Annotated in this window: 16 protein-coding genes and 1 pseudogene; 5 read left to right on the forward strand and 12 right to left on the reverse strand. The window is 67.1% G+C overall.

Annotated elements, in window-relative coordinates:
- The first annotated feature begins 134 nt into the window (after positions 1 to 134).
- The 5 genes from BN973_RS01745 (at position 135) to BN973_RS01765 (ending at position 4,373) form a co-directional block, all read left to right on the forward strand.
- Entirely contained in the window at positions 135 to 1,103 is a 969-nt protein-coding gene (locus tag BN973_RS01745; RefSeq protein ID WP_036465524.1) for a TauD/TfdA dioxygenase family protein, read from the forward strand.
- 13 nt (positions 1,104 to 1,116) lie between these two features.
- Complete coding sequence (locus BN973_RS01750; protein ID WP_051641070.1) at positions 1,117 to 1,950, forward strand: DUF6065 family protein; 834 nt, start codon at positions 1,117 to 1,119, stop codon at positions 1,948 to 1,950.
- A gap of 5 nt (positions 1,951 to 1,955) precedes the next feature.
- Entirely contained in the window at positions 1,956 to 2,939 is a 984-nt protein-coding gene (locus BN973_RS01755) for a sulfotransferase family protein (protein WP_036465525.1), read from the forward strand.
- A gap of 316 nt (positions 2,940 to 3,255) precedes the next feature.
- Entirely contained in the window at positions 3,256 to 3,600 is a 345-nt protein-coding gene (locus BN973_RS01760; RefSeq protein ID WP_139830352.1) for a hypothetical protein, read from the forward strand.
- Positions 3,597 to 4,373: a hypothetical protein gene (locus BN973_RS01765; RefSeq protein ID WP_036465528.1), complete on the forward strand. Its 777-nt coding sequence runs from the start codon at positions 3,597 to 3,599 to the stop codon at positions 4,371 to 4,373. The genes BN973_RS01760 and BN973_RS01765 overlap by 4 nt, the downstream gene beginning before the upstream one ends.
- A gap of 4 nt (positions 4,374 to 4,377) precedes the next feature.
- On the opposite strand, the gene BN973_RS01770 is transcribed toward BN973_RS01765, so the two are convergent.
- From BN973_RS01770 to BN973_RS01825, 12 genes and pseudogenes are all read right to left on the reverse strand, one after another.
- Positions 4,378 to 4,983: a DUF4254 domain-containing protein gene (locus BN973_RS01770; RefSeq protein WP_084163263.1), complete on the reverse strand. Its 606-nt coding sequence runs from the start codon at positions 4,981 to 4,983 to the stop codon at positions 4,378 to 4,380.
- Positions 4,949 to 5,992, reverse strand: coding sequence for a glycosyltransferase family 9 protein (locus BN973_RS29815; protein ID WP_051641072.1), 1,044 nt, complete (start codon positions 5,990 to 5,992; stop codon positions 4,949 to 4,951). The genes BN973_RS01770 and BN973_RS29815 overlap by 35 nt, the downstream gene beginning before the upstream one ends.
- Before the next feature lie 61 nt (positions 5,993 to 6,053).
- The gene (locus BN973_RS29820; protein WP_051641073.1) at positions 6,054 to 7,049 is read right to left on the reverse strand and encodes a glycosyltransferase family 9 protein; all 996 of its coding nucleotides are present in this window, start codon (positions 7,047 to 7,049) and stop codon (positions 6,054 to 6,056) included.
- 13 nt (positions 7,050 to 7,062) lie between these two features.
- A complete protein-coding gene (locus tag BN973_RS01785) occupies positions 7,063 to 7,848 on the reverse strand; it encodes a sulfotransferase family protein (protein ID WP_269147631.1) in 786 nt (261 codons plus the stop codon).
- A 55-nt stretch (positions 7,849 to 7,903) separates the two neighbouring features.
- Complete coding sequence (locus BN973_RS01790; RefSeq protein WP_036465532.1) at positions 7,904 to 8,251, reverse strand: YbaB/EbfC family nucleoid-associated protein; 348 nt, start codon at positions 8,249 to 8,251, stop codon at positions 7,904 to 7,906.
- Positions 8,252 to 8,399: 148 nt separating this feature from the next.
- Positions 8,400 to 9,800, reverse strand: a complete 1,401-nt coding sequence (gene eccE / locus BN973_RS01795) for a type VII secretion protein EccE (protein ID WP_036465534.1) — start codon at positions 9,798 to 9,800, stop codon at positions 8,400 to 8,402.
- Positions 9,801 to 9,809: 9 nt separating this feature from the next.
- Entirely contained in the window at positions 9,810 to 11,156 is a 1,347-nt protein-coding gene (gene mycP / locus BN973_RS01800; protein WP_036471924.1) for a type VII secretion-associated serine protease mycosin, read from the reverse strand.
- Positions 11,157 to 11,312: 156 nt separating this feature from the next.
- Entirely contained in the window at positions 11,313 to 13,163 is a 1,851-nt protein-coding gene (eccA, locus tag BN973_RS01805) for a type VII secretion AAA-ATPase EccA (RefSeq protein WP_036465535.1), read from the reverse strand.
- Positions 13,160 to 14,713, reverse strand: a complete 1,554-nt coding sequence (eccE, locus tag BN973_RS01810; RefSeq protein ID WP_036465536.1) for a type VII secretion protein EccE — start codon at positions 14,711 to 14,713, stop codon at positions 13,160 to 13,162. The genes eccA and eccE (BN973_RS01810) overlap by 4 nt, the downstream gene beginning before the upstream one ends.
- A pseudogene (gene mycP, locus BN973_RS01815) lies at positions 14,710 to 16,339 on the reverse strand (type VII secretion-associated serine protease mycosin). Before mycP (BN973_RS01815) ends, eccE (BN973_RS01810) begins: the two are co-directional and overlap by 4 nt.
- A 26-nt stretch (positions 16,340 to 16,365) precedes the next feature.
- Positions 16,366 to 17,859, reverse strand: coding sequence for a type VII secretion integral membrane protein EccD (eccD, locus tag BN973_RS01820; protein ID WP_084163266.1), 1,494 nt, complete (start codon positions 17,857 to 17,859; stop codon positions 16,366 to 16,368).
- The gene (locus BN973_RS01825; protein WP_036465537.1) at positions 17,859 to 18,887 is read right to left on the reverse strand and encodes a MinD/ParA family ATP-binding protein; all 1,029 of its coding nucleotides are present in this window, start codon (positions 18,885 to 18,887) and stop codon (positions 17,859 to 17,861) included. Before BN973_RS01825 ends, eccD begins: the two co-directional genes overlap by 1 nt.
- Positions 18,888 to 18,896: the final 9 nt, after the last annotated feature.

An 18,896-nucleotide genomic window follows, 5' to 3' on the forward strand; every position in this document is an offset into this window, starting at 1 on the left:
ACCGCGGGCGGTGGCCGCGTTGTCTTCGAAGCGTGATACGCCACCAGAAGAGTTATGGATCGGTATATTTCCCATCGCCACGCCGATGTGGGTCAATGCAGTACCCGCACGGTTCGCCAGGAGGGACCACCGCGATGGTAAGGCCGGCCGAAATCGCGCTCACCGTCACCAAATTGGGCACGCACATTGGCGCGCGCGTCGATGGGGTGCGACTCGACGGCGATCTCGAATCGGGTGTGGTAGAGCTGCTACACGCCGCGCTGCTGCGGCACGGGGTGATCTTTTTCCGGGGTCAGCACCACCTCGACGACGAGGGGCAGTTCGCCTTCGCCAAGCGCCTCGGCGCGCCCATCCGGGTGTTTGGCCCCAACGCGATCGCCGCCGGCCCGCCGGGGGTATCGCGGGTCGACTCCCGGCGGGGCAAGGCGACGCGCTGGCACACGGATCACACGTTCGCCCTCACCATCCCGAAGGCCTCGATACTGCGCGCGGTGACGTTGCCTGCCTACGGCGGATCGACACTGTGGGCATCCACCGCCGCGGCATACGCGTCGTTGCCGACGCCGCTGCGACACCTCACCGAAAATCTCTGGGCCATGCACAGCAGCAATCGCTACGACCAGCTCGGATACCTCGAGGGTGTGGGCGCCATCCTGACCCCCGGGGGCAGCCCCACCCCGTACCGCTCGCTGCAAGACACCAACATGCTCGGCAACCAGCTACGGGCCGCACACGAAGAAGAGTCCACGTTGCGGGCCGAACATCCGGTGGTCCGGGTGCACCCGGAGACCGGCGAGCGCACGCTGCTGCTCGGGGGATGGGCGCGCGGATTCGTCGGTCTGGAACATTACGAATCGCAGGTGTTGTTCGAACTGTTGCAACACCGGATCACGTTGCCGGAGAACACGATCCGCTGGGACTGGGAGCCGGGCGACGTGGCGATATGGGACAACTGCGCTACCCAACACCGCGCGGTCGACGACTACGACGACCAGCATCGCCTCATGCACCGCGTCGCCTTGATCGGCGAGGTCCCGGTCGATATTCACGGGCGGTGCAGCCGGCAGCTCACCGGTGGGACACCCGAATCGATCACGGACTAGGAAGCGGAATCTGATGTCAGCACAGCTGTCCGGCGGCAGCGAGCCCGATCGCGACCTCATTGCCTACGAGTTGCACACCGGGCACGCTGTCGAGTTGGTGCCGGCACCGCGGGGCCGCGGCTGGATGGACTCGACGCGCGAACGATTCGCCAATCGTTGCCTGCCCCTGCTGATGGCCAACCAGGCTGGTTGGCTGGTCGTGAACACCACGCGGGTGCGCGCGCGGTGGAATGGCGGGACGTCGCCGGATTCCATCGAGTTCGAATACGGCAACGGTGCGTCGACGTTTCGGCCGACAAGTCACTTCGGGCACGGGATAATCACCTGGGGTCTGCCGTTTCTTTTCCGCACCCCGCCCGGTTTCAATCTGCTGGTACGCGGACCGGTCAACGACCCAAAGCACGGCATCGCGGCGCTGGAAGGCATCGTCGAAACTGACTGGTCCCCTTCGACTTTCACCCTCAACTGGAAGTTCACCCGGCCGCGGGTATGGGCCACCTTCGACGAGGGAGAGCCGGTCGGCATGGTGGTACCGCAACGACGGGGCGAGCTCGACGAATTCGTGCCGAAAATGGTGTCGATCGCGGCGGCACCCGACGAGTTGCGCACGGCCTATCACACCTGGTGGCAGAATCGCCGCGCGTTCAATACGGACCTGCAGCATCCGGGGTCGTTCGCGCGCCAGGCGGGTTGGCAGAAGGACTACTTTCGGGGCAAGCTCCCCGACGGCTCGCCGGCGCGGGAGCATGAAACCCGCATGCGATTGCGGCCTTTCACGCGGGTCGAGGAGGAGATCTGCGGCTGGCCGATTCCGACCCTGGCAACGCGTCCGGGCGAACCCCGCTGAATTCGATGGACCTCGCCGGCTGGACACCGATCCGCTGGGACCTCTCCGGTCCGGCCCCGGCGCTGTGGTGGGCCGATCTGTCGGCGGTGCGGTTCACCGAGCCCTTCTTCGACCAGACCGTCGCCCGCTGGGAATCCGGCCCGAATGCCCGGCCGCTGGTACGCACCGGGCTCGACGAACTCGAGGCCGTCGACAGCGCGCCGTCACTCGAGCCGGCGGGCATGATCTTTCACGTCTCGCGGTGTGGATCGACGCTGCTGTCGCGGCTGCTGGCAACACTGCCGGGCGTCGTCGTGCTCGCCGAGCCGGCGCCGCTGAACTCCCTGCTCGGGCTCGATCCCGCGCACGTCGAGCAAGCCTTCTTGGTCAAGGCGGTACGGCTGTTGGTGCGCGCGCTTGGTCGATGCCGGCACGGCGACGAACGGCGGCTGGTGCTCAAATGCACCAGCTGGAACATTCTGCGTCGGCGGGTACTCGCCGCGGCGTTTCCCGAAATTCCGTGGATCTGGGTCCAGCGCGATCCGGTTCGCGTGCTGGCCTCGCTGCTCGCCGAACCGCCGGGCTGGCTCGGGAACCAGGCGGCTCTCGGTAGGGCCGCGCAACTTTTCGGGATCGATCGGACGTCGGTGCCCACGATGGGGCGAGCCGAGTTCACATCCCGTGCGCTGGGGGCGATGCTCGAGGCGGCAGCAGATGATCCGGCCGGGCGGCTTGTCCTCGACCATGCCGAGCTGCCCGAGGCCGTATGGACGCGCGCGGCACCGCATTTCGGCCTCGAGACAACCCCGGCAGCGATCGACCGTATGGCCGAGCAATCCCGGTTCTATTCGAAGGACCCCACCCCCCGGCCCTTCACCGGAGGCGCTGCCGAATACCGGCCGGTGTCGGACACGATCCGGCGGGCGGCCGAGCGATTCGCCGGGCCCGGCTATCGCGCACTGGGCAGCACGGTCTTGACCCGCGCCACCGCCCCGCCAGGCGGGGGGTGACGCAATGGCGTTGTTGTGTGCGGACGTCGCTCTGGTCAGCCTCGGGATGTCATGCCAAGGAGCAATCCAACTGCAAGTGCACCGAGCGCTGGTTGCCCATATCCTCGGATCTGCGGCCGTCCTCAAACGGACGCCGTTCGACTGGCTGGTTTGCCCTCCGCTGTCCGCCGCGAGAATGATCGCCGGCGATCGGTACTATCCGGAGCACATCGGCGAGTTGGAATGCTTACCCGGATCGCCGCCGCGCTGGCCGGCCATGGGGGATTGTTATTTCTGGCATGAGCCGAGAACCGTTGTATCTTCCCCCGATTCCTTCTTGGCCAAGTTCGCGCACACCTCGCGGACGCTGCGAGGCGTAACCGGGTTCACCCGCCGGATATTCTTTGTCGCCAACACTCAGGACAATCTCGCCGACGAAGTTCAGGCCGTGGCTCCGATTCCGTACACCTTCACCGACGAGGCGATCGACCGTCTCGCCGCCGCGGTTACCCAGCGCTTCGATGCGCCGCTCTATGTGGTGTCGGCACCCGGCCGCCACCAGCTCACCACACCCGCGAACCGTGATCGGTTGCTGCTCATGGACATAACCCCGGGTCTGCGCGGCTCGGATTCCGATTGGTCCGCGGTCTTTCGCACGATGTTGCTGCGGTCGGCGACATGAAGCTGGACGTTCATCTTCAGACGCATTCCGACATCAGCGTGCACGGCGCCCACCGCTACGTCGACGCACCGAAGTCTGAGATCCTGCTCCGCTGTACCCAATCCCTTGTCACGTCGCTCAATCTCGCCGAGGGCGACATCGTCTTGCGGGTCTTCGATGATCACTCGTCGCCCGAAGTCCTGCCCACGCTGCATCGGATACTCGAAACCTGCAGCCACCCGGTCGAATTCATCGCGCTCGATGACCGCGGGTACAACGCATCCTGTCTTGCCTCGTTTTCCAGGGCGCGCGACGACGGTCGCGACCTCGTCTATCTGGTCGAGGACGACTACCTCCACGTCCCCTCCGCGATCCAGGAAATGCTCGACACGCATGTGCTGCTACGGGAGAAGCTGGGCGGACGCGAAGTCGCGCTGCACCCCTACGACGATCCGAAGAATTATTGGAGCCCGATATTCAGCCGGGAGGACTGCCGCGTCGTTTACGGCACCCGGCGGCACTGGCGCACCAACACGCACACCACCAACACCTGCTGGGTCGAGATCGAGACGCTGAGGCGCAACTGGGAGCTATTCGAGCTGCTGGCCCGTTATTCGAGCACGCCCTATGGCCGGCAGCACCACATCTTCGAAGCGTCGACGATCAACCGGATCTGGCGCGAACAGATTACCCTCTTTACACCCATACCTTCGCTGGCACTTCATCTTCAGTACGAGGAACACAAGGACCCCTACCTCGACTGGACCCAATGGTGGCAAGCCGCGGCGTATTGACTCCTCAGGCGCCGCGGTCCTCGAACAGGTCGCAGTAACTTCGTTGCGCCGACGACTTGAATTGCCGGTACAGCTTGAACCTGGCCCCACCGGCCTGCATGCGCGCGAGAAGTTGCTCGAGCCCGCCGAACAGATCTTCGTACTGCTCGTCGAGCACGGGCCGGCGCGCATCGGGCTGGTCGCCATTGTTGGTATGCGCGATCCGCAGCGCAAGAACCGAGAGCCGGTCGACGATGGTGCCGGGGGTTTCGGTGTGCAGCGGCGCGTTGGGATTCAGATCGATGCAATCGAGCAGGCTCGCGTCGATGTCTTCGATGGCCCCGTTGCGGCGGGCGTTGACGTCGTCGATGCAACGTTTCCGGCGCGCCACCTCGGGATCGTCGGCGCCCGGCCGGCGAACGGCGTCTTCGTGATGCCACAGTGCGAAGTTCAGCGCGTGCAGGTGTAGCGTCTTCGCCGCGATGCTGTCGCGAACCGCCGCGTCGTCGGGCGCTTCGGTATGCCACCGCATGGCGATGTCACGGAACTGGCGCACGGCTGACAACAAGTCCGTACTCGGCCGGTCTTCGATGCCCTCAGACATGTTCTGCGACAAGCTCTTCCATGGCATCAAGCACCTCTTCCACGGTGATGTCCGCCATCGAGCTCCTGTCGACGTGGCGGTGCGGCGCGAATCGAAACCCCCAAAGCTGCGGGCGGGTCGGACCGAAGAGGCCGACGCCGGGCACCCGCGCCAGATCGGCGGCGTGCAGCATGGCCGAGTCGACGCCCAAGAAAAGGTCCGCGTTCGCGACCAGGCCCACGGCCAGGTCGAGCGGCAGCCCGAGATAGGGAAAGACGCGATCGCGTTCACGCCCGACGTTGAGTTCCTCGTCGCCCATCCCGACCACCCAGGCCACGAAGTCGCGGTGACGCGACAAGAAGCGGTCCAGCACGTCGATGAACCTGGTTGCAGGCCAACGTTTGTCTGTCCAGCCGGCATCGGCGTGGAGTACCAGCACCTTGACGCCGGCGGGTACGGCGGCGCGCATGGACCGGGCTTGCTCCTGCACGGATTGCGCGAGCGGCACCGGCTGGGCGTAGCTTTCGAGCCGCAGCGACGGATCGAACAGCCGGGCCAACTTGAACGTGAGGTCGGCCGAGTGCGGCAAATCTCGCGGCACGATGATGTCGTAGTCGTCGTCGGTCGGGAAACCGATACTCACGGTGGGAGCCAGCCGTCGCCACAGGAGCCGGATGAACATGTTCGACGGGATGTCCCACGGGACGGCGTTGATGAAGACGTCGACGGCACCGATTCCGGACACCAGGGCGTCGTAGTCGAGGGTCCGACTTGCCTCCCGGCCTATCGGCGGTCCTCCCGGGGCGATGCCGGTGATGTCGATCATGCGCGGGCTGACCGCATGGAAGCAGAGGTCGAAGGCGATTTTGGGGCAGATCAAGGTGATTGGGGCGCTGAACATCTCGGCCAGCGCGCGCAGCGTGGGCAGCGTCAGGATGGCGTCCCCGATCAAGGTGGAGAAATACACCGCGGGGGTGCGTGCGCGCAACAGCTCAGTGAGCACGTCCGGGTCGAGGCTTGACGCGCGTCCGCCCTGCAGAACCGTGATCTCGCTCAAACCCGACGCACCTCCAGCGAGAGCTTAGACACACCCGTCATCGTGTCGCAGCACAACGTCGTCACCTCGTGGAACCGTCGACGAGCTCTTCGATCGCATCGAGCACCGCTTCGACGGTGATGTCCGGCATCGTGCTCATATCGAGGTGGCGGTGTGGCGCGAACCTGAACCCCCATGTCTCGGCGCGGGTTGGGCCGAAAAGCCCCACACCGGGCACTCGCGCCAGATCGGCGGCGTGCAGCATGCTGGAATCGATCCCGACGAAGAGGTCCGCGGTGGCGACCAACCCCATGGTGAGGTCCAGTGGCAGTCCGAGGTGCGCAAACACGCGGTCGCCGTGGCGCCCGACGTTGAGTTCCTCGTATCCCATCCCGACCACCCAGGCCACGAAGTCGGAGTGGCGCGACAAGAATCGGTCCAACAGATCGATGAATCTGGTGACGGGCCAACACTTTTCCGTCCAATTGCTGTCCGCGTGCACGACGAGAACTTTGGCCCCCGGCCGCACCGCGGCACGGATCGACCGGGCTTCGTCCTGCACGGCCGCGGGTATCGGCAATGGCTGCGCGTAGCTTTCGATTCGCAGCGACGGATCGAAGAGCTGGGCCAGCCGGAATGTCACGTCCGCGGAGTGGCAGTCATCCTTGGGGACCACGATGTCGTGGCCGGCGTCGGTGAAGCCGATGCTCGTCGTCGGCGCCAGGCGTTGCAGGAGCGGATGAATGACAATGCTGGACAGCGAGCTCCAGGGCAGGGTGTCGATGAAGACATCGACCGGACCGATCTCGGCCACCAGTGCGTCGTAATCCGGCGGCCGATCCGGTCCACCCGGCAGTGGCGGCGGTCCCGTCAGCGGCAGCCCCGTGACGTCGACAAGGCGCGGGCTGACCTCCCGGAAGCACAGGTCGAAAGCGACCTTGGGACAGATGACGGTGATTGGGGCACTGAACATTTCGCCCAGAGCGCGCAGCGTGGGCAGCGTCAGCACGGCATCGCCGACATTGGTGACGAAACAGAACGCGGGTCGTTCGGCCTGCAGGAGATCGCGTAGCGCCATTTGGAGAACCTGTTCAGTTGTAACCGAAGCGGCGTGCCAGAGCGTCGACCCGGGACCAAGCCGGATCATCGGCGTCGATGCGGGCCCGCGCCGGCATCGCCCGGCACAGGGGCGCAAGGTTGCCCGCCTTCCACGGCAGCGGCGCGCCGTGACGGTAGAACTGGTTGTCGCCGACCGTCTCCGGAGCGCGGTGGGCCAATGCGACGGCGTCGTCGGAAAAACGGAGGCCCCACCGCCGCAAGGCGTCGTCGAGCGTGTCGGCCGGCCGGGCCGTGAAGGCTTCGTACCGCAGCACGACCAGCTCGGCGTCGTCGGTGTTCAGCGGCTCCAGGCAACTCTCCACCAGCGCGAGGGCCTCGGTCACCGTGTCCTTGATCCAGAAGTCCAAATCGGTCCGTAGATCCGAATCCCGGTGCAGTACACAGGAATTCACCACCTCACGCGGATCCCGCAGCACAAACAGAACGACCGCCTCGGGAAAGCAGCGGCGCAGGCTTCCCAGCCGCGTCGCATATCTCGGGTTCTTCTCGCCCCAGATCGCGCAGGGCTGGGCGATATCGCTCATGACCGCCCGCAGCGCCGCGGCCGGCTCCGCCGTTTCCCGCGCGATGCGCCGGTAGATGTCGTAGACCTCGCGCTCGAGCAGGAAGGCCGCCAACGTGCCCACGACCGGCCCCCCGGACCGGTCGATTTCGATCAGATCGATCTCGTCGAAGATTTTGATGTCTTCGTGGTGGTTGAGGAACTGGGTGACGATGGTCAACCCCGACCTCGGTGGCCCAACGACGAACAGCTGCACGGCCTTGACCGTATCCCCTAACCGGTAGCCAGCGGCAGCGTGAAAGTCGTCTCGCCTACTCCTCGCCGGTGATCTTCTGCAGCGAGTCGACGATTTCGGACAGCTTTTCGAAGGTATCGACCTGACTGGCCTCGATGCTCGCCGACGCTTCGGCGGTCGCCTTCATCAGTGCCTCGTTGATGCGGTCCTGCACCGTTTCCGCACCCAGGCGCAGCAGGCCGTCCTCGATGTTGACCGCCGTCACACACATGTCACCGTTGATGACCACCTCGACCGTCTCCGTCTCGTCCTTGGCGGTGAAGGAGCCGGAGCCCTGCCGCTTCAAGGCGCCCTCGAGGACGTCGCTGAACTTCTTGAACTCGTCCATGACCGCAGTGGCCTGCGGGTGCTCTAGTGGTTGCACGTCAGATCATCCTTTGCGTCGGGGATAGCAAGCCTGCCTGGGCCAGTGCTTCGGCCACACAGACTCTCAGTGTAAGGCGGCTCGCGCTGCACTGACGACAGTTAAATCCTTGTTCATCTTGGCAACCCGAGCGTTCGCGACCAGGCCGTCAGGCGCCGTCCCGCCGGCCCGGCAGCGCGGTCAGATAGCGGCTCTCGTCGGGCTGGGAAACCGGCTGGATCGGCAATTGGCGATGCCGTGGCGTGCTGATCACGTTGTTGCGCAGGATTACCCGGTCCACGCCGGAATGCCGGCCCAGATAGGTTGTCGCGTGCGGCCACGCCACCTTCGACTCCGGGCCGACCTTGGCGCCGATCAGGTCGGCGAATTCCTGGAAATGCGCTGCGAGAGTCACGGTTCCGCCCGCGGCCGCCGCCCGGACGGCGAATTGCATGAAGGCGCGGGCGTCACCCAGGTTGATGCTCGCGTCGACATCGTCGAACGGCATGTAGACCGGATACTTGCTCGCCGTTTCACCGACGAGCACACCCGCTGAGCCGATCGGCAGCTGCCAGTGGCGGCCGGAGACGACCGTCTGGCCCTGCAGTGCGGCGCGCTGCCCACCGGACACCCGCGAAAACCCGCGCGGCCTTTTCGGCTTCGTCGCGGTGGTCAACAGGACCGTGGACCGTGGCGCGCTCCCGGGGGTGATGCGGACCCTGGTGATGGTGTGATCGGCCGGCGCCGACCACCACACATCCGGGCCGCCCGGCGCGATGTAGGCGGCGGTGAAGTTGTCCTGCCCCTTGATCTTCGACCACTTCTCGCGCACGAAGCTGATCTCGGTGGCCTGGTCGAAATCGTCGAAACTGCGGGCACATTCGGTATCGACACCGTGGCTGGCCAGCCGATCGGCGATCCGCGTGGTCGACGCAACCAGGTAGCGAGCGATCCCCGCGACGCCCTCATCGCGGCGCCGCGCCGATGCCTGAGCGCGCTGCGGGTCGGCACGCATCACGATCCAGGTCCGTCGGTACGCGGGGGCCGGGTCGCGCCCAATCACTTGCTGGTACAAGCTCAGCACCTCCGCCGATGCCGTCTTGCCGACCCGGAAGCCCGCCGATACGACGTCGGCCTCCAAGTCGGGGCAGTGCACCGCAAGCAATTGCTCGAGCAGCCGAGTGTCGACCACGTCGTCGGTGTTGGCCTTCCCGTCAACGACGACCGTCGGCGTGAACGGCCGCGGAATGAGCTCGATGACCGCGACCAAATGCTCGCCTTGCCAGCGCACCGCCACGTGATCGCCGGGCAGGACGGTGGCACCGACGTCGGGCTCCGACGGGAGTTCGGGAGACCTGCGATGCCGCACCAGCCAGGCGAGCATCGCCGCCACCCAGCCGGTGAGCCGCCGGCCGCGGAACGTCACCGTCGCCACCAGCGCGCCGATCGCCACCAGCGTCGGGCCTGCCCACTGGTAGCGCGTGCCCATGAACAGCAGGATGCACAGCGGGGCCAGCGCCGCCGCCCACATCGCGTGAACGGTGCTGAACCGGAGTCGTAGAGATCGCATGGGGCGTCGTCAGGGCCGTTTCAGGGCGCGCCCGACGAGTGCGGCCAAACCCAGCGCGACGATCAAACCCATGACCCCCATCGTGACAGCATCGATCGGCCCGTGATCGGGGCCCGGTACCGGCACCGGGGCTTGAATCGCTTTGACCGGATCCGCCGGCGCCGGCGCGGCGGGCGGGAGATCCCAGGTGAGCGCCGCGACCGCGTCGACGATGCCCGCACCGACCGCATCGTCGACGCCGCCTCCGGGATGACGTGCGGTCGCGGTGATCCGGCGCATGATCTGAGCCGGCGTCAGGTCGGGGAATTTCTGTCGCAGCAGCGCCGCCAGACCGGACACGTACGCCGCCGCAAACGAAGTCCCGGCGATCGGCACCGGACCCTCTTTGCCCGGCAACGCGTCCACCGGATCGCCACCGGGACCGAGAGCAATGATGTTGTCGGCGGCGGCCGCCACGCTCACCCATGGTCCGTGCATCGAGAATTCGCTCGGCGCCCCGTTTTGCCCGACGCCTCCGACGGTCAGCACCAGCGGTGCGTACCACGCCGGTGTGACGATCGTCTGAACCCCCTGCCAGCCCCGGGGATCGGCGGGAATGGACGGATCGGGCGGCGGATTCTGTTGGCAGTCCCCGCCGACGTTACCGGCCGCCACGACGACGACGGCGCCCTTGACGTTGACCGCGTAGTTGAGCGCGCCGCCCAGGGTTGTCTCGTCGACCTGCTTTTTGGCCTTGAAGCAGGCGGCCTCGCTGATGTTGATCACGCCGGCACCCAGGTTCGCGGCGTGCACCACCGCGCGGGCCAGGCTGCGGACCGAGCCCGCCGCCGGCGTGGCGTTCGGGTCACCCGAATCGGGTTGAGAATCCTTCGGCTCGAAGGCCTCCGACGTCTGGCGCACCGAAACCAACCGCGCGTCGGGAGCGACGCCGACGAATCCGTCGTCCAGGGAGGGGCGCCCGGCGATGATCGATGCGGTGAGCGTCCCGTGCGAATCGCAGTCGGACAGCCCGTCGCCGTCCTTGACGACGAAGTCGCCTCCCGGGTCGGCCGGGACGCGCGGCGAGGCGTCCACGCCGGTGTCGATCACCGCCACCGTGACGCCCGCACCGGTCGCGAACTTCTGGGCCTGGGTGATGCCGAGGTAGGTGTTGGGCCACGGCGGATCGTGGAAATTGGTGCCCGGCAGCGATAGCGGCGCCTTACAGACGCGCTTCTGTTCGAGGGGCTGATCGGGGCCCGTCACGTCGGGCGGAACCGCCCCCGGGTCGATCAAAGGTGGGGATACCGCGACGGCGGGAGGCGCGCCGACCATGGCTAGCGTCAACGCCACCGTGATCAGGAAGATACGGTGCACCGCCAGACGCTCCATTCATCGGCCTTGCTCCGCCACCGCATTGTGCCGGTCGCGGACCTGCGTGCATCTTAAGCTTTCCGGCTACGTCGACAACGCGTTTCCCCCAACGCCGGCCGCCCGGGCGCCCGGGCAAACCCGCTCGCGGCTTCGGTCTGATCAAAGCACTATCGGCACATGCTTTTCCGCACACGCGGCCTTGACCGCCGCAACGATGTCCTGGGTGCGCAGCGTTTGCAGGTCCTCGACTGTCACGGACCCTTTGTCGAGGCGATGCTGGGCGGCCACCCGCGAGTCCCGCAGACGCTCCGCGCGTTCAACGACATTGCGTGCGAACCGGCCGTTGTGCATGACGTCGATGCCGTGCGCACCGTCGGGTGCGCGGTAGCCGCGCAAAGTGGCACACGCGGCTTTCAGCGCTTCGGCGGTGGCGGGGTCCAGGACGGTGGCGCGCGGCTTGCCGTAGCGGACAGCGATTTCCACCAACTCGTCGGGCGTGTAGGACTCGAAGCGCAGCTTGCGGTTGAACCGGCCCGCCAGACCCGGGTTCACGGTGAGGAATTCGTCGACTTCCTTCTCGTAGCCGGCGCCGATGAAGCAGAAGTCGAACCGGTGCACCTCGAGTGCCACCAGCAGCTGGTTCACCGCCTCCATGCCGATCATGTCCGGCCGACCGTCCTGATGGCGCTCCACCAGCGAATAGAACTCATCCATGAACAGGATGCGGCCCAGCGACCGGTCGATCAGCTCGTTGGTCTTCGGTCCCGATGCGCCGATGTGCTCCCCGCAGAAATCGGCCCGCTTGACCTCGACGATCTCCGGATGCCGCACGATGCCCAGGCCGGCGTAAATCTTTCCCAGCGCCTCGGCGGTGGTGGTCTTACCGGTGCCGGGCGGTCCGACCAGCAGCATGTGGTTGGTCTGGTTGGCCACCGGCAGTCCCGCCGCCAGGCGCAGCGCCCTTACCTCGATCTGGTCTTCCAGCTCGGCGACCGCGCGTTTGACGTCGGCCAACCCGACTTGGTTGTCGAGTAAGGCGCGGCCCTCCCGCAGGAGTTCGGTGCGCCGCTCCTGGTTCTCTTCTTCCTGCCGCTGCTGCTCCGACAGCTCGGTGGTCACATCCCATTTGTTGGTGCGAGTGCTGATCGCGTCCTCGTCGGTGACGACCAGCTGCAGCGCCGGGTCGGCCAGCGCTTGCTTGGCCGGCTCGATCAACGCCCCGTTGATCGTGGCTTTCGACAGCCAGATCTGCGCCTTGGGCTCCTCGCCGAGCTGGCGATGTGCCATGCCGCGCACATAGGCGAGATCGGCTGCGATCAACGGGAAGTCGGTGGGATCGACTGCGGTCACGGCGGTTTCGGAATGCTGACGGCGCGTCTCGGTCGACCCGCCGAACCCGGTGCGCAGCTCGACCCGGTCGGTCCACTCCAGCGCGACGCGTGCCTGGCCCAGATGGGCCGCGGCGTGCGCCGCCAGCGTGCAGGTGGCCGCGGTGACGGCCGACATGATGATGGCCTGGGGCGGCAGGATGGCCGCGGCCACCGCGATGACGTCGGGCCATCGTTGGGTGGCGAACATCAGATAGGACTCGATGTACTGCTTCCACTGGTGGTTCTCCCAGGTATCCAGCAGCGTCGAATCCCCCAGCAGCGCTTCGGCTTTCTCGTATTGACGGTCGTCGATCAGCGCGCTCGCCAGGGCCAGGCCGGCATGCGAGGCCTCGGTCACCGAAATCGACAGATACGGGCCGGCTTTGATCGGGGCCGACAGGCGCGCCCCTATTCGGTTCGTTTCCCGGTGCAGCCGGCTGCCGTAGTTGTAGAGCTGTTCGACGGTCGACAACGCCTCGTCGCCCGCGGCGATCCGGCCCAGCCAGGCGTCGGCCATCGACGGGTCGACCTCGGTGGCCTCCCGAAACCGGGCCGCGGCCGCGGCGGCGTCGCTGTCGAGCACCGCCATCGCCGCGTCGAAGTACTTGCGCGCGGCGGCCGGCGTCGTGCTGCTGGTCATGGGGTGTCCACCGCTTCGAGATCAGGGGTTCGCAATGCCATCGGTTCCGACGATACGTACCTATTCTCGGCGCGGAACAGCTCCACTTCCACCGCATGCACGTGACCGTCGGCCGCGATCACGTCGACGGTCGCCGGACCCGTCTGGGTGATCAGCACGTTGGCGGTGCCGCGGTACGGTTCGCCCGGTCCGCCGACGGAGATCAGGGTGTTCGGTCGCGGCGCCGGTGACATGCTCCCGTCGATCACGCTGACCGTGGTGCCGGACACCGGCTTCGGCTGATCGGTCACGGCGATGTCGGGCATCCGAACGCTGGCCCACCGCTGCATGTTTCGGGTGTGCACCGTGATCCGTTCGCCGGCCCCGGCCAGCCGGATGATGAACCGCTTGGCCAGCGCGTCCTCCGCGGCGACGTGCACCCGGCTGAACTCCCCGGCATCGTCGAGCGGCAGCAGCATGCGATTCCCGCCGGCGACCTTGCCGAGCAGCACCCCCGACGGTCCGATCGGGATCACCAGCGGCCCGTGCAGCACACCACGACGGATGCCGCGCAGCGGCGGCAGCGGTCCGCACAGACTGGCGGCGACGGCCTGCGCCTGCTCGCCCCGCAGGGTGCGCAACCGCATGCTCAACGACGCCGTCGGCGGTTGCGCGCTGCGCACCGTGACGGTGGCCGTCGCGGTCACCGGGCCAGTCTTGGAGCCGAAAAGCGTGACGTTCTGCACGATCCCGTCCACGCGGGCCGACCACGCCTGGGCGAGCTTCTCCGAGGTGATGTCGCCGGGACGGTACCAGTAGGTCGTCAGCCAACCACCGTCGCCGCGCACCGACCGCCACCGCCTGTTCGAGACCTCCAGCGCGGAGCGGCCCAACCGCCGCTCCATCTCGACGATGTCGGTGGCCGTCGCAACCTTCGCGCGGATGCCGTGCTGGCGCAGCGCCGCGCTGATCCGCTGGGCGGCCGCCAGCGTCGCGGTGCCGACCGAGGTGCGCCCGCGCAGCGCCTCGACATTGTCCAGGGCACAGACGCGCACGATGAGCCAGGTTTCACGCTGGCCCGCATACGGTGGTGTGCCGATCAAGGTGTCGTACACCCGCGGATAGTCACCGGTGCTGCGGCGGCGGGCCCCCGCGGTGACGACGCTGAGCGAATCCAAGGTGAGACCGAGGCTTTGGTGCAGCAGCGGCATCAACTCGGTCACGTCGAAGGAGTTGTCGGTGTAGGTCGCGGTCGACCCGGTGAACAACGTCGGCGTATGTGCTTTCCCGAGTAGCTGGACCGCCGCCACCGCGGCGCCGTCCTGGTAACGGATACCGCCGCCGGCGCGGTCGTTGGCCACCGTCAGCGGCTCGGTCCACGCAATGGGCCGCCGGCGCCGCAACCACAGGATCAGCCAGGACCACACCGGCTGGCCCCGCCATCGAATCACACCGCAGGCGATGCCGATCACCAAACCTGTTGCCGCACCATAGTATCCGCCGACCGACCATCCGATCAGGGTGGCGATAAAGATGGCGACGATGATCGTCAGCTTCGTGGCGGCTGTCATCGCTCACGCCGTGCTCGAACGATCAGCGAGACCACCGCGACGGCTGCGGCCACCACACCGGCGAACACCAGCGCCACATTGCGGGCGCGGTGGTCCGGCGGCGGTGGCGGCGGTACCGGATGGACGACACGATTGGCGGCCGCCGGCGAAAGGCGCTCTCCCGCAGGCACATCGAAGGTCAGCGCGGCCACCGGGTCAACCACGCCGTAGCCCACCTGATTGTCGACTCCACGGGGTGGGTTGTGCGCGGTCTGCAGAATCCTGTTGATGATCTGGTGTGCGGACAGTCCCGGATATTTGGCCCGCACCAACGCGGCGACCCCGCTGACATATGCCGCGGAAAAGCTGGTGCCCCAGAACGGCATGTTCTTTTCGCCCGGCCGGATCGGCGGGTAGGCATTCGCCGGTCCCCCGGTTTCCGGCGACAACCCCATGATCCCGACGCCCGGGGCGGCCGCGGCGACCCACGGCCCGGCCAGGCTCTTGTTGATCGGTGCGCCGGTGTTGTCGACCGCACCCACCGACAGCACGTAATCGGAGAACCAGGACGGCGACGACACCGTCTTGACCTGGTGCCAGTCGCGCGGATCGGCCGCATTGAGCGGGTCGAACGTCGGGTTTTTGGGCACAGCCGTCTTCGCTGTCATTGCCCGCGGCCGCGACGATGACCGCGTCCTTGACCGTGGCCGCGTACCAGACGGCGGCGCCGATCGCGGTCTGATCGAGCGGGTCGGCAGCCGAAACACAGGCGGTGACACTGATATTGATCACCTTGGCGCCCATGTTCGCGGCGTGCACGATGGCGCTGGCCAGTGTCGCGATGGTGCCGGCCTTCTTGCGTCCCTCGAAGTCGCCGGCGCCCGGGTTCACCGGCTCGAAGGCCCGCGAGGACTGGCGGATCGAGATGACGGTCGCGTGCGGCGCGACACCGGCGACGCCGTCGGGGGCGCCCGGGGGCGGTGGAGGCACCTCGGGATCGTCGGGCTGGCCGGGCGCGGGGTCCCCCGGCCCGTTCGACGGCGCGTCGGGCGGCGGGGGTGGTGGCGGCGGCGCCACGGTTTGGGTGATCGTCACCGGCGACGGCGGTGGCGGAGGTGCGGGCGGCGGCGGCGGTCCGCCGGGGGGCGGTGCTCCCGCATCGGTCGGCGGTGGGCCCGCCGGCGGACCGAAGGCCGGGGCACTGGGCATCGGCGCGGGCATCGGAGTGCCTTGCGGCGCAGCGCCGATCAGCGACGCCACGACGGTGCCGTGCGCATCGCAGTCGCTCAGTCCGTCACCGCCCATGATGTAGTCACCACCGGCCACCACCGGCAGCCGCCGGCTGGGGTTGACCCCGGTGTCGATGACCGCGACCGGCACGCCGTTGCCGGTCGAGTACTGCCAGGCCTTGCTCACATTGAGCATCGTGAAGCCGGGCGCGGGCAGGGCAACGTTGGGATCGGCGACGGTGATCGTTCGCGCGCAGGCGAAGGCCTGCCGCATCGGCTGGTCGGGAGCGGGCTTGCCGTCGGCCGGCACTCGGCCAGGATCGACAACCGGCGGCGGAATCGCTTGTGCCGCAGGAAGGCCCGCTATCAAGACGACCAGCAGGCTGGTCAGTGCCGTGGCGGCGACCCGCCGGGTCATTGCGCGAGCGATGAACACCGTCCGGGTCATCGCATGCGCACCCAAGTGAACAATCCGCCGATCCATGCTGCCAGCGGCAAGGCCGCGATGATCGCCGCGATCTCCACCCATTCGGCCGTCATCCGCACCAGCGGGGTGAACCGGGTGATCGGCACCAGCAGGGCGGCGAGCAGACCGGCACCGCCGAAGACAGCCAATACCAGTGCGGCCCACAGCAATCCGTAGCCCGACGAAGTCGGCTCGTGCACAGCGTATTTCACGACACCGACGCACAGCGCCGCGGCAGCGCCGCACACCAGCGCAACCGCCTGTCGCTTGTCGGCGAACGCCCGCCCCCGGCTGATGAAGATCACCACGAACAGGCCGGCCAGCACGGCGGCCGGCACGCCGCGGTCGTGGCCCGGCATCAGGGTGGCCCACACCGCGACGGGAAGTGTCAGCCCCGCCCCCACACAGATCCCGGTCAGGACGTTGTTGGCGTGGACCGCCGCGAGCGCGATCTGGGCACCGCGCGGCGTGGTGTCGGAGTTTGCCTCCTCGTCGGCGCCCTCCTCGACGGGCGACACCGCGTCGGCCGGCAGACCCGCGCTGCGCCGGAACAAGTCGCGGCCGGTGATCGACCCGAAGTAGGGCGGGCGGATCCGCGCGACCCACAGCGCGATCGTCGGGGCCATGGTCAGCAGCAGGAGCAGCACGACAAGCGCGCACATGCCCAGCCATTGCGCGGGCACCGGCCACCACATCCGGGTAGCGGCGGCCGCGCCACCGATCCCCAGCAGGGTCACCACCGTGGCTGCCACGTTGGCGTGACGTCGTGTCGCAGAGGTGATTCCGCAGGTCAGTACCGCACCGGCCAGGGCGGCGATGAACGCGTGCGCGGCCCCCAGCTGGCCCGGCGCACCGGATGCCAGGCTCACGGTGAGCAGCGGCACCGCGGTCCAGCCGAGACCGTCGACCATGTCGATGCGATCCGGCCACCACCGCCACACCGTGGTCGCGCCGCCGGCGATCAGCAGACCGGCCCCGCCGGTCACGATGGTGGGCATCAGCGAGTCGGTCGAGAAGCGTTGGCGCACAGCCAGTCCCAGTAGCGTCAGGGAGACCATCGCCAGGATCACCAAGGCGGTGTGCGCCGCGGTTCTCAGGGTTACCGGCTCGAACAGGGCCTTGCCGACCCGGGCCAGGCCGGTGGACAGCGACTCATACTGCGGCTCGAACGATTCGCCGGCCACCGCGGGAACCAGGGTGAGCGTGGCGCCGTCTTCGACGCCGAGCTCGTCCAACGTCTTGGTGACGTCCAGGCGCACCCCGTTGGCCTTCTGCAGCTCGTATCCGATACCGGGCTCGAGTCCGGTGAAACCCCGGCGTTTGAGTTCCTCGTTGAGCAGCTCGACGACGTTGTCGATGAAGGCCTCGATCGGCACCGAGGCCGGATACACCTGCGAAATCAGGTGTTCTCCACATACGACCGCGACCGCACAACGGGCTGGAAACGAGACTTTACCCACGTACGGGGTCATTAACGCGGCCTGTCGGCATCTGGAATGTATTTGTCGGCCAACGCCGCGGTGATTTCGAATATGCGGAGTCGAGTTTTCTTTCTTAATTCATGCCGGGTATCGATGATCCCGCCCTTGGCAAGGAATGGGTCATACGGCATGAATTCAACCGTCGCTCCAGATTGTGCGAAACGCTCGGTGAGATAGGTGCGCGCCTCCCCGTCGTATTTATCCCGACTGTCGTTAAGGATGACCATGCTGCGAGACACCAGTTCGTGATAACCCATCGACCGCAGCAAGTCGATCGCGCGGGTGACCGGCAACGACGTGTCGGCCGTGAGACCGGAAACGAACACCAGGGCGTCGCAGGCGTCGAGCACCGCCTTCATCACGGGGTGCTCGAGATCGTCGGAGGTGTCGACCACGATCACGGTGTGGGTGCGCCGTAGCCGCGACAGCACCCCGGAGAACATCGAGGCCACCAGCGGGCGCGGCTGGTCCGACGCCCGGTTGCCGGCCAGCACGTCAAGGCCAAGGCTGTTCTGCCCCAAGTGTTCTCGAATGTCTGCGTAGCCCTGCACGTCAGTGTCGTTGAGCACCGCTGCGTAGTCTCCCGGCGGCGATTCGTCGATCCGCCCGGCCAGCGTGCCGAACCCGGGAGCGGCGTCGATCGCGACGACATTCTCCGGCCGGCATTCCCGGAACACTGCGCCGATGCAGGCGGTCATCGTGGTCTTGCCGACTCCACCCTTCCCCGAGACGACCCCGATCACGTACTGCTTGCGGATATGCCGACGGATGCGCTCCTGCAATTCCCGATAATGTCTTTCGGACGGGGATTCGCCGAAGTTGATGACATGGCCGGAAACCTGATACAGAAATTTACGCCAGCCCCCGCCGGGTGGAATTTTGCGCGGGGCAACCATGTCGGAAATACGTAATGTTCCGGAAACTGAATCCTGATTTTGGTACGGCGCGGCGGGCGTTTCTCGCCGAGTCGGTCCGCCCTGTTCCGGAGAATTGGATGAGCCCGTCCACGGATTCGTCACGATGCCGAT

Origin of the sequence: Mycobacterium triplex (genome assembly GCF_000689255.1) — a bacterium.
GTDB classification, from domain to species: Bacteria; Actinomycetota; Actinomycetes; order Mycobacteriales; family Mycobacteriaceae; genus Mycobacterium; species Mycobacterium triplex.